This is a genomic window from Mesorhizobium calcicola (assembly GCF_042682105.1).
GTDB lineage: Bacteria > Pseudomonadota > Alphaproteobacteria > Rhizobiales > Rhizobiaceae > Mesorhizobium > Mesorhizobium calcicola.
The window spans coordinates 92689-104853 of the sequence record NZ_JBHUGY010000015.1 but is presented as its reverse complement, the minus strand read 5'-3'; the positions used below and the strand labels follow the sequence as shown (position 1 = coordinate 104853).

Sequence of the window (12165 nt, the reverse complement as noted above, 5' to 3'; positions counted from 1 at the left end):
GCCCGAACAAATGGCAGAGGAAGCGGAACCGCTTCGTGCACGCCGGAAATGTCTTTTCGCTCGTAAAACGAACCCTGTTTGAGGCAAACTCCAAAGCGTGTCGCTTCGGAAGGGAGAGCCTCACATCGGTTCTGACTGGGCGGCTTCTACTCGTAAGACCGCGGACCGTCAAGCCCGGAGCGCCAAATATTGCGCATCAACGAAGGCTCGGCAGCCATGCGAAAAACGCATGTAATTTTCTTTCGCAATTTTGCAAGGGCGAGGAAGAAAGTGACCGGCTTTCGGCTGTTGTGTGGCTCGGCTTCATGCGAAAAGGCCGCATGAGCAGTCAAAACCCCCTCACCCGCCCGCAGTCTGCCAAAAGGAATCGGCCCGTGAACGACAATGAAGAGCGCCCGGTCACCATCATCACCGGCCGGGTGTGGAAGAAAAAGGACGGCAAGCCGGAAGGCGTGCACGTCATGCTGGTCGCGCCCGATGACGATTCGGCGGTGCGCCGGGCACTCGAATCGCTCGCGGCGGAAGGTTATGCCGAGGCAGAGCTCGACCAGATCGGCGACATGGAAGGCGTGCCGGACGATGAGCCGCATCTTTCCGCCTTCCAGGGCGCGCTCGAAGGCGAAGTGTCGATCGTCACTTTCGACGTGCCAATCTGAAGCCGGGCCGATCTGAAGCCGAGCATATCTGAAACCAGGGCGCCGATGATGGCCGGACCAAAAGCGAATGGACCTGCGTCCCGAGCCTGGGCCGACCGGGCGGTCGCGGCAATCGAGGCCGATCAGCGCCGCTCGGCCGACACGCATCTATGGAAGCTCGACCTGCGGGCGCTGGCCGGCATCGACTTCTACCTCAAGGACGAATCCACCCATCCGACCGGCAGCCTGAAGCACCGGCTGGCGCGTTCGCTGTTTCTCTACGCGCTGTGCAATGGCCTGATCCGCGAAGGCGCGCCGGTGATCGAAGCGTCGTCGGGTTCGACCGCAGTCTCGGAAGCCTATTTCGCCCGCATGATCGGTGTGCCGTTCTATGCGGTGATGCCGCGATCGACGTCGCGCGAAAAGATCGCCGCGATCGAGCACTATGGCGGCAACTGCCACTTTATCGACGACGCCAGGCGCATCTATGCCGAGTCGGCCGAACTTGCCGCGCGGCTTGGCGGCCATTTCATGGACCAGTTCACCCATGCCGAGCGCGCCACCGACTGGCGCGGCAACAACAACATCGCCGAATCGATCTTCGGGCAGATGCGCGAGGAACGGCATCCGATTCCGGCGTGGATCGTGATGAGCGCCGGCACGGGTGGCACGACCGCAACGATCGGGCGCTTCCTGCGCTACAAGCAGCATGCGACGCGGCTGTCGGTTGCCGACGTCGAGCGCTCGGCCTTCTTCGACGGCTTTGCCACGCATGATCGCAATTGCCGCTGCGAACAGCCGTCTCGCATCGAGGGCATCGGCCGGCCGCGCATGGAGCCGTCCTTCGTGCCAGGCGTCATCGATCATATGCTGCGGGTGCCGGACGCGGTCTCGCTGGCGGCGATGCGGGTGCTGTCGCGCCGGCTCGGCCGCCGCGTCGGCGGCTCGACTGGTACCAATTTCATCGCCATGTGCTTTCAGGCCGCGCGCATGATCGAGGCAGGCACGGCCGGTTCGCTGGTGACGCTGATCTGCGATTCGGGCGATCGCTATGCCAACACCTATTATTCCGACGAATGGCTTGCAGCCAACAGCCTCGATCCCTCGCCTTTCGAGCCGGCGATCGAGGCCTTTCTGGCGGGTGGAAAACTGGCGCTGCCGTTCGAGGAAAGCTGGGGCTGACTTTTCGGCCTCGGCTCGCCAGCTTCGGCTTGTCGGGGACAAGTCTTCTGTTAAGAAACCACCACCCATCATTCAACAGACGGAGCGGCCGTGTCCCAGCCCATCAAGATAGGCATTGTCGGTGTCGGCAAGATCGTCCGCGACCAGCACTTGCCGGCCCTGGCGAAAGACCAGGGCTATCGCCTCATCGCGGCCGCCAGCCGGCACGGCAAGGTCGACGGCATTCCGAATTTTCCTGATGTCGAAGCCATGCTCGACGCGGTGCCGGAGCTCGAGGCCGTCTCGCTCTGCATGCCGCCGCAGTTTCGCTATGACGCGGCGCGCACAGCGCTGGAAGCGAGGAAACACGTCTTCCTGGAGAAGCCGCCCGGCGCCACCGTCAGCGAGGTCGAGAACCTCAAGGCATTGGCGGTGAAGAACGGCGTCTCGCTGTTCGCCAGCTGGCATTCGCGTTATGCGCCGGCGGTCGAGGCCGCGCGTGCCTTCCTGGATTCGGCCAAGATCAGGTCCGCCGCCATCAACTGGAAAGAAGACGTGCGCCGCTGGCATCCGAACCAGGAATGGATCTGGGCTCCCGGTGGCTTCGGCGTCTTCGATCCCGGCATCAATGCGCTGTCGATCGCGACCCATATCCTGCCGCCGATGTTCATCACCTCGGCCGTGCTCGATTTTCCCGAAAACCGCGCCGCGCCAGTCGCGGCACATGTCGCCTTCCGCACCTCGAACGGCTTACCGGTGACGATGGAACTCGACTGGCTGCAGACCGGCCCGCAAAGCTGGGACATTGTCGCCGACACCGACAAGGGCGCGATGGTGCTGTCGGGCGGCGGCTCGAAGCTCGCCATCGACCGCCGCATCGTTCATGACGAACCGGAAGCGGAATACCCGATGCTCTACAAGCGCTTTGCCGAGATCGTGCACGCCGGCAGCTCCGACGTCGATCTGGCGCCGCTCCAGCATGTCGCCGACGCCTTCATGCTCGGCAAGCACAATGTGGTGGAAGCTTTTTTCGATTAAACGCCGTCAATCCACGATAGCAATCGCAAACCCGTCATAGCCCTTGGCGCCGACGGTCTGGATGGCGGTGCCGTCCAGCCGTTTGTTGCCGCCAATGAAGGAGAACGCCGCGCGTGCGCCTTCGACATTGGCGTCATGGCCATCCTCATCGAGCACCGCGCCGTCACGAATGACGTTGTCGCAGACGATGACCGTTCCCGGCCGCGACAGGCGCATGGCAAAGGACAGGTAGTTCGGGTTGTTCGGCTTGTCAGCGTCGATGAAGATGAGATCGAACGGACCGGCGTTCTCGGCGCTCAGCGCTGCAAGTGATTCCAGGGCCGGTCCGACGCGCAGGTCCACCCGTTCCGACACCCCTGCTCGCTCAAAATTCGAGCGGGCGACCTTGGCGTGATGCGGGTCGAGTTCCAGCGTCACGACCTTGCCGCCTACAGGCAGCGCGCGTGCCATCCAGATCGTCGAATAGCCGCCCAGCGTGCCGATCTCGAGGATCTTCTTCGCGCCCTGAATGCGCACCAGCAGTGAAAGCAGCTTGCCTTGCGCCGGCGACACGTCGATCGCAGGCAGGCCTTGGTCGTGGTTGGTTGCCAGAACGGCATCGAGCGCCGGATCCGCCTCGAACAGAGCGTCGACGATGTAGTCGTCGACAGAAGCCCAGGTCTTTTTGCTCATCGTTTTCTTCTCCGATCCAATTCAAAGCACAAAAGGCTCGCACAAACAAAAAAGCCGCCGGGTTGCCCCGACGGCCCTGTTGCCTGAGATTCCTTGAGCGTTCACCGAAACAATGAACCGCTCAATCTTTTTGGCCGCCGCGCTTACTGCGCGGCGGTTATCATTTCGGTCAGCATCGGCTCGGCGACTTCCGCACCGGAGGCCTTGCGGCGCTCGTCGATGATCAGTTCGTCGCGCGAGGTGGCGATGCGCCGGATCTGGCTCATCGTGCCGCCGGTACCGGCCGGGATAAGCCGGCCGACGATGACGTTTTCCTTCAGCCCCTGCAGCATGTCGGTCTTGCCGGCAACCGCGGCTTCCGTCAGCACCCTGGTCGTCTCCTGGAAGGAGGCGGCCGAGATGAAGGACGGCGTCTGCAGCGATGCCTTGGTGATGCCCAGGAGCACCGGCTGGCCTTCGGCCGGCTTCTTGCCGTCCTCGATCAGACGCTCGTTGACCTCTTCCAGCTCGATCACGTCGACGTGGTCGCCCGGAATGTAGGTCGAGTCGCCCTGCGTGGTGATCTCGACCTTCTGCAGCATCTGGCGAACGATCACCTCGATGTGCTTGTCGTTGATCGACACGCCCTGCAGGCGGTAGACTTCCTGGATCTCGTTGACGAGGTAGGAAGCAAGTGCCTCCACGCCCTTGATCGCCAGGATGTCGTGCGGCGCGGGATTGCCGTCGAGGATGTAGTCGCCCTTCTCGATGACGTCGCCGTCCTGGAGATGGAACGGCTTGCCCTTCGGGATCAGGTATTCGACCGGCTCAAGCGTCGAGTCATGCGGCTCGATGATGATGCGACGCTTGTTCTTGTAGTCGCGGCCGAAGCGGATCGTGCCGTCGATCTCGGCGATGATGGCGTGATCCTTCGGACGGCGTGCCTCGAACAGTTCGGCAACACGCGGCAGACCGCCGGTGATGTCCTTGGTCTTGGCGCTTTCCATCGGGATACGCGCCAGCACGTCGCCGGGGCGAACCTGTGCACCCGGCTCGACCGAAAGAATGGCCTCGACCGAGAGCAGGAAGCGGGCGTCGCCGCCCTTCGACAGCTTGCCGACCTTGCCCTTGGCGTCCTGGATGGCAATCGCCGGCTTGAGGTCGTTGCCACGTGGCGTCGAGCGCCAGTCGATGACCTCGCGCTTGGTGATGCCGGTCGACTCGTCGGCCGTTTCCTGAACGGAAATGCCGTCGACCAGGTCCTCGTACGACACCCTGCCCTCGATTTCGGTGAGGACCGGGCGGGTATAGGGATCCCACTCGGCGATACGCTGGCCGCGCTTCACCTTGTCGCCATCGTCCACGAAGATACGCGAACCATAGGTGAGACGGTGCGTGGCGCGCTCCTTGCCGGTTTCGTCGAGGATCAGCACCGCCATGTTGCGGCCCATGACCATCTGCTGGCCGTCCGAGTTGCGCACCACGTTGCGGTTGCGGATCTCGACCTTGCCCTCGTAGGAGGCTTCAAGGAACGAGCTATCCACCACCTGCGCCGTACCGCCCATGTGGAAGGTACGCATGGTGAGCTGGGTGCCCGGCTCGCCGATCGACTGCGCCGCGATGACGCCGACGGCTTCGCCCTGGTTGACCGGGGTGCCGCGGGCCAGATCGCGTCCGTAGCAGACCGCGCAGACGCCAACCCTGACCTCGCAGGTCAGAGCCGAGCGGATGCGGACCGACTGGACGCCGGCCTTTTCGATCTTTTCCACGTCACGCTCGTCCATCAGCGTTCCGGCCTTGACCAGAACCTCGCCCGACACCGGATGGGTGATGTCGTCGAGCGACGTACGGCCCAGCACGCGCTGGCCAACGGAAGCGACGACCTGGCCGGCATCGACGATCGGCTGCATGGTGAGGCCCTTGTCGGTGCCGCAGTCGACGGAGTTGACGATGCAGTCCTGCGCCACGTCGACCAGTCGACGGGTGAGGTAGCCCGAGTTCGCCGTCTTCAAGGCGGTGTCGGCCAGACCCTTGCGGGCGCCGTGGGTCGAGTTGAAGTACTCGAGCACGGTCAGGCCTTCCTTGAAGTTCGAGATGATCGGCGTCTCGATGATTTCACCCGACGGCTTGGCCATCAGGCCGCGCATGCCGGCGAGCTGACGCATCTGGGTGGGCGAGCCACGCGCACCGGAGTGCGACATCATGTAGATCGAGTTCATCGGCTTCTGACGGCCATTGTCCTCGAACTCGACCGCCTTGATGCGGGCCATCATTTCGTCGGCGACCTTTTCCGAGCACTTGGCCCAGGCGTCGACGACCTTGTTGTACTTCTCGCCCTGCGTGATCAGACCGTCATTGTACTGCTGCTCGTATTCCTTGGCCAAAGCCTCGGTGTCGGAGACCAGCTTGATCTTGGCGTCCGGGATCAGCATGTCGTCCTTGCCGAACGAAATGCCGGCGCGGCAGGCATGGCTGAAGCCGAGGGCCATGATGCGATCGCAGAAAATGACCGTCTCCTTCTGACCGCAATGGCGGTAGACGGTGTCGATCATCTTGGAGATGTTCTTCTTGGTCATCTCCTGGTTGGCGGTCTCGTAAGGCACGTTGACGTTCTTCGGCAGAAGTTCGCCGATGATCATGCGGCCAGGCGTGGTGTCATGGATCTTCGACACGACTTTGCCGTCGGCGTCGACCGTGCGGAAGCGACCCTTGATCTTGGCGTGCAGCGTCACCGCCTTGGTCTCAAGCGCATGCTGGAGTTCGCCCATGTCGGCAAACACCATGCCTTCGCCCGGCTCGTTCTGGTTGACGATCGAGAGATAGTAGAGACCCAGAACCATGTCCTGCGACGGCACGATGATCGGCGCGCCGGAAGCCGGGTGCAGGATGTTGTTGGTCGACATCATCAGCACGCGGGCTTCAAGCTGAGCTTCCAGCGACAGCGGCACGTGAACGGCCATCTGGTCGCCGTCGAAGTCGGCGTTGAAGGCCGTGCAGACCAGCGGATGCAGCTGGATCGCCTTGCCTTCGATCAGGATCGGCTCGAACGCCTGGATGCCGAGACGGTGCAGCGTCGGCGCGCGGTTCAACAGCACCGGATGCTCGCGGATGACCTCGTCGAGGATATCCCAGACTTCCGGACGTTCCTTCTCGACCAGCTTCTTTGCCTGCTTGACGGTCGAGGAGTAACCCTTGGCGTCGAGACGGGCGTAGATGAAGGGCTTGAACAGTTCGAGCGCCATCTTCTTCGGCAGGCCGCACTGGTGCAGCTTGAGCTCCGGACCGGTGACGATGACCGAGCGGCCGGAATAGTCGACGCGCTTGCCGAGCAGGTTCTGACGGAACCGGCCCTGCTTGCCCTTGAGCATGTCGGACAGCGACTTCAGCGGACGCTTGTTGGCGCCGGTGATGACGCGGCCGCGACGGCCGTTGTCGAACAGCGCATCGACGGCTTCCTGCAGCATGCGCTTTTCATTGCGCACGATGATGCCGGGGGCGCGCAGCTCGATCAGCCGCTTCAGACGGTTGTTGCGGTTGATGACGCGGCGATAGAGGTCGTTCAGATCGGACGTCGCGAAACGGCCGCCGTCCAGCGGGACGAGCGGACGCAGGTCCGGCGGGATCACCGGAACCACTTTCATAATCATCCATTCCGGACGATTGCCGGATTCCATGAAGTTCTCGACGACCTTGAGCCGCTTCAGATACTTCTTCTGCTTGAGCTCGGAGGTGGTCGAAGCCAGTTCCGAACGCAGGTCGCCGGCGATCTTCTCCAGATCCATGCCGGCCAGAAGGTCATGAATGGCCTCGGCGCCGATCATGGCGGTGAAGCTGTCCTCGCCATATTCGTCGACGGCGATCATGTACTCTTCCTCGCTGAGCAGCTGGTGCTCCTTCAGCGCGGTGAGGCCAGGTTCGGTGACGATGTAGTTCTCGAAGTAGAGGACGCGCTCGATGTCCTTCAGGGTCATGTCGAGCAGCGTGCCGATGCGCGACGGCAGCGACTTCAGGAACCAGATATGGGCGACGGGCGCGGCGAGCTCGATATGGCCCATGCGCTCGCGGCGGACGCGCGACAGCGTGACTTCGACGCCGCACTTCTCGCAGATGACGCCCTTATACTTCATGCGCTTGTACTTGCCGCACAGGCACTCGTAGTCCTTGATCGGGCCAAAAATGCGCGCGCAGAACAGACCGTCACGCTCCGGCTTGAAGGTGCGGTAGTTGATGGTCTCCGGCTTCTTGATCTCGCCGAACGACCAGGACAGAATCTTCTCAGGGCTGGCCAGTGAGATCCGGATGGAATCGAACACCTGCGCAGGCGCCTGCGGATTGAAGAGATTCATGACCTCTTGGTTCATGCCGTTCTCCTTTTCGGGGTCCTCGAAAACCCCTTGCATCTAGTCGCGGGCCAAACGCCCGCCGTCTTTGTCGGCCACCGGCCGTCGAATTCCTTTGGCGCGCCGCAACTTCGTGCGGCGCGCTGTAGCCTTTACTCGGCCGCGTCGGGCAGCCGAACCGGGGCGTCGTCGAGCTTGGTGTTCTCCAGCTCGACATTGAGGCCGAGGGACCGCATTTCCTTGACGAGCACGTTGAAGCTCTCCGGAATGCCTGCCTCGAACGTGTCGTCGCCGCGCACGATCGCCTCGTAGACCTTGGTGCGGCCGGCGACGTCGTCCGACTTCACCGTCAGCATTTCCTGCAGCGTATAGGCGGCACCGTATGCCTCGAGCGCCCAGACCTCCATTTCGCCGAAGCGCTGGCCACCGAACTGCGCCTTGCCGCCCAGCGGCTGCTGGGTGACGAGCGAGTACGGGCCGATCGAGCGCGCGTGGATCTTGTCGTCCACGAGATGGTGAAGCTTGAGCATGTAGATATAGCCCATCGTCACCTTGCGATCGAACGGCTCGCCGGTGCGTCCGTCATAGAGCTGCGACTGACCGCTGGTGTGCAGGCCCGCCTGCTCCAGCATGATGTTGATGTCAGCCTCGTGCGCGCCGTCGAACACCGGGGTCGCGATCGAGACGCCGCGGCGCATCTGCTCGCTGAGGCGAACGATGCTCTCGTCGTCATATTCGCGGACCGGCTCGTTGCGGTCGTTGGCCGGCATGAAGCTCTCGAGCGTCTTGCGCAGCGGCTTGATGTCGCCGGCTGCCTTGTACGTGTCGATCAGTTCGCCGATCTTCCTGCCCATGCCGGCGCAAGCCCAGCCCAGATGCGTTTCCAGGATCTGGCCGACATTCATGCGGCTCGGCACACCCAGCGGGTTGAGCACGATATCGGCATGCGTGCCGTCCTCGAGGAAAGGCATGTCCTCGACCGGAACGATGCGCGACACGACACCCTTGTTGCCGTGACGGCCGGCCATCTTGTCGCCGGGCTGCATCTTGCGCTTCACGGCCACGAAGACCTTGACCATCTTCATGACGCCCGGAGGCATCTCGTCGCCGCGCTGGACCTTCTCGACCTTGTCCATGAAGCGCTGCTCGAGCGCCTTCTTGGAGTCGTCGTACTGGCCACGCAGGGCTTCCAGTTCGCTCTGGAGCTTTTCGTTCTCCACCGCAAACTGCCACCACTGCGAGCGCGGGTACTCGTCGAGCGTGTCCCTGGACAGCGTCGAGCCCTTCTTGAAACCCTTCGGTCCGGCGATCGCTTCCTTGCCGACGAGCACGTCGGAAAGACGCGCGTAGACGTTGCGGTCCAGAATGGCCTGCTCGTCGTCGCGGTCCTTGGCGAGGCGTTCGATCTCCTCGCGCTCGATCGCCATGGCGCGCTCGTCCTTCTCCACACCGTGGCGATTGAAGACGCGCACCTCGACGACGGTGCCGAAGGTGCCCGGAGGCATGCGCATCGAGGTGTCGCGCACATCGGATGCTTTTTCGCCGAAGATGGCGCGCAGAAGCTTCTCTTCCGGCGTCATCGGGCTTTCGCCCTTCGGCGTGATCTTGCCGACCAGAATGTCGCCCGGCTGAACTTCCGCACCGATATAGACGATGCCGGCTTCGTCGAGGTTCTTCAGCGCTTCCTCCGAGACGTTCGGGATATCGCGCGTGATTTCCTCCGGGCCGAGTTTGGTATCGCGCGCCATGACCTCGAACTCCTCGATATGGATCGAGGTGAAGACGTCGTCGGCGACGATGCGCTCGGACAAGAGGATCGAGTCCTCGTAGTTGTAGCCGTTCCACGGCATGAACGCGACCAGCACGTTGCGGCCGAGCGCCAGATCACCGAGCTCGGTCGACGGACCGTCGGCGATGATGTCGCCCTTGTTGACCCGGTCGCCCATGCGCACCAGCGGACGCTGGTTGATGCAGGTGTTCTGGTTCGAACGCTGGAACTTCATCAGCCGGTAGATGTCGACGCCGGACTTGCCCGGATCGAGATCTTCGGTGGCGCGGATAACGATACGCGTCGCGTCCACCTGGTCGACGATGCCGCCGCGGCGGGCGCCAATGGCGGCGCCCGAGTCACGGGCGACGATCGGCTCCATGCCGGTGCCGACGAACGGCGCCTCGGCGCGCACCAGCGGCACGGCCTGACGCTGCATGTTCGAGCCCATCAGCGCGCGGTTGGCGTCGTCGTTCTCGAGGAACGGGATCAGGGCCGCAGCCACCGACACCATCTGCTTGGGCGACACGTCCATCAGGTCGACGTTTTCGCGCGGCGCCATCATCACTTCGCCGGCGCTGCGGCAAATGACGAACTCGTCGACGAAGCCGCCATTCTTGTCGAGCTCGGCGTTGGCCTGCGCGACATGGTGCTTGGCTTCTTCCATCGCCGAGAGATAGACGACGTCATTGGTCAGCTTGCCGTCGACGATCTTGCGGTACGGGCTCTCGATGAAGCCGTACTTGTTGACGCGCGCGAAGGTGGCCAGCGAGTTGATCAGCCCGATATTCGGGCCTTCCGGCGTCTCGATCGGGCAGATACGGCCGTAGTGTGTCGGGTGCACGTCGCGCACCTCGAAGCCGGCACGCTCGCGGGTCAGACCGCCCGGTCCAAGCGCCGACAGGCGGCGCTTGTGGGTGATCTCCGACAGCGGGTTGGTCTGGTCCATGAACTGCGACAGCTGCGAGGAACCGAAGAACTCGCGCACGGCGGCGGCTGCCGGCTTGGCGTTGATCAGGTCCTGCGGCATCACCGTGTCGATCTCGATCGAGGACATACGCTCCTTGATCGCGCGCTCCATGCGCAGCAGGCCGACCCGGTACTGGTTTTCCATCAGTTCGCCGACCGAACGCACGCGGCGGTTGCCGAGATTGTCGATGTCGTCGATCTCACCCTTGCCGTCGCGCAGTTCGACCAGCGTCCTGACCACGGCGAGGATGTCGTCCTTGCGCAGCACGCGCACGGTGTCCTCGGCCTTGAGCTCGAGGCGCATGTTCATCTTGACGCGGCCAACTGCCGACAGATCGTAGCGCTCGCTGTCGAAGAACAGCGAGTTGAACATGGCTTCGGCGGTTTCGAGCGTCGGCGGCTCGCCGGGGCGCATGACACGATAGATGTCGAACAGCGCGTCCTGGCGGCTTTCGTTCTTGTCGACGTTGAGCGTGTTGCGGATATAGGCGCCGACATTGACGTGGTCGATGTCGAGAACCTTAATCTCGTTCTCGCCGGTGCCGAGCAGCACCTTCAGCGTTTTTTTCGTCGATCTCGTCGCCGGCTTCGAGGAAGATCTCGCCGGTGGCGTAGTTGACGATGTCCTCGGCCAGGTAGTTGCCGAGCAGATCCTCGTCGGTCGCCTTGATCGCCTTGAGACCCTTCTCGCCGAGCTGACGCGCCTGGCGGGCGGTGATCTTCTTGCCGGTTTCGACAACGACCTCGCCCGTATCGGCATCGACCAGGTCGCCAACGGCCTTGAGGCCGCGGAAACGCTCGACGTTGAACGGAATGCGCCAATGGTCGCCGGCGCGCTTGTAGATGATCTTGTTGTAGAAGGTCGACAGGATCTCTTCGCCGTCCATGCCGAGCGCCATCAGCAGCGACGACACCGGAATCTTGCGGCGACGGTCGATGCGGGCGTGCACGACGTCCTTGGAGTCGAATTCGATGTCGAGCCACGAGCCGCGATAGGGGATGACGCGCGCGGCAAACAGAAGCTTGCCCGACGAGTGCGACTTGCCCTTGTCATGGTCGAAGAAGACGCCCGGCGAACGGTGCATCTGCGAGACGATGACGCGCTCGGTGCCGTTGACGATGAAGGTGCCGTTCAGGGTCATGAGCGGCATGTCGCCCATATAGACGTCCTGCTCCTTGATGTCCTTGATCGACTTGGCGCCGGTATCCTCGTCGATATCGAACACGATGAGGCGCAGCGTCACCTTCAGCGGCGCGGCATAGGTGAGGTCGCGCTGACGGCATTCGTCAACGTCGAATTTCGGTCCTTCGAACTCGTACTTCACGAACTCCAGCATCGAGGAGCCGGAAAAATCGGAGATCGGGAAGACCGACTTGAAAACGGCCTGCAGTCCCTCGTCCGGACGCCCGCCCTTGGGCTCCGCCACCATCAGGAACTGGTCATAGGATGCCTTCTGAACCTCGATCAGGTTCGGCATCTCCGCAACTTCCGGGATCTTTCCGAAGAACTTGCGTACGCGTCTGCGGCCATTGAAAGTCTGGGTCTGGGCCATCGTCGCTCCTTAGCTCTAAACTCGGGACGAACCTCGCCGCGGTTCGCCTT

The 12165-nt window shown here is 62.8% G+C and carries 5 protein-coding genes and 1 pseudogene; 3 read left to right on the top strand and 3 right to left on the bottom strand.

The features are described from left to right. Positions 1 to 374 precede the first annotated feature (374 nt). From ACFSQT_RS08055 to ACFSQT_RS08045, 3 genes are all read left to right on the top strand, one after another. On the top strand, positions 375 to 656 hold the full coding sequence (locus ACFSQT_RS08055) for a transcriptional regulator (RefSeq protein ID WP_379017984.1): 282 nt from the start codon (positions 375 to 377) through the stop codon (positions 654 to 656). A gap of 48 nt (positions 657 to 704) precedes the next feature. Then, the gene (locus ACFSQT_RS08050; protein ID WP_379017983.1) at positions 705 to 1817 is read left to right on the top strand and encodes a PLP-dependent cysteine synthase family protein; all 1113 of its coding nucleotides are present in this window, start codon (positions 705 to 707) and stop codon (positions 1815 to 1817) included. Positions 1818 to 1907: 90 nt separating this feature from the next. Further along, the gene (locus ACFSQT_RS08045; RefSeq protein ID WP_379017982.1) at positions 1908 to 2834 is read left to right on the top strand and encodes a Gfo/Idh/MocA family protein; all 927 of its coding nucleotides are present in this window, start codon (positions 1908 to 1910) and stop codon (positions 2832 to 2834) included. A gap of 6 nt (positions 2835 to 2840) precedes the next feature. Here the strand turns inward: ACFSQT_RS08045 and ACFSQT_RS08040 are convergent, their stop codons facing one another. The 3 genes and pseudogenes from ACFSQT_RS08040 to rpoB all read right to left on the bottom strand — a co-directional run bounded on the left by ACFSQT_RS08040 (position 2841) and on the right by rpoB (position 12115). Next, entirely contained in the window at positions 2841 to 3506 is a 666-nt protein-coding gene (locus ACFSQT_RS08040) for an O-methyltransferase (RefSeq protein WP_379017981.1), read from the bottom strand. 143 nt (positions 3507 to 3649) lie between these two features. Then, the gene (gene rpoC / locus ACFSQT_RS08035; RefSeq protein ID WP_379017980.1) at positions 3650 to 7846 is read right to left on the bottom strand and encodes a DNA-directed RNA polymerase subunit beta'; all 4197 of its coding nucleotides are present in this window, start codon (positions 7844 to 7846) and stop codon (positions 3650 to 3652) included. A gap of 131 nt (positions 7847 to 7977) precedes the next feature. After that, positions 7978 to 12115 (bottom strand): annotated as a pseudogene (gene rpoB, locus ACFSQT_RS08030) (DNA-directed RNA polymerase subunit beta). Positions 12116 to 12165: the final 50 nt, after the last annotated feature.

Coding starts and splice junctions, on each gene's coding strand:
- ACFSQT_RS08050 (WP_379017983.1), top strand. CDS start 705: ATGGCCGGACCAAAAGCGAATGGACCTGCGTCCCGAGCCTGGGCCGAC.
- ACFSQT_RS08040 (WP_379017981.1), bottom strand. CDS start 3,506: ATGAGCAAAAAGACCTGGGCTTCTGTCGACGACTACATCGTCGACGCT.
- rpoC (WP_379017980.1), bottom strand. CDS start 7,846: ATGAACCAAGAGGTCATGAATCTCTTCAATCCGCAGGCGCCTGCGCAG.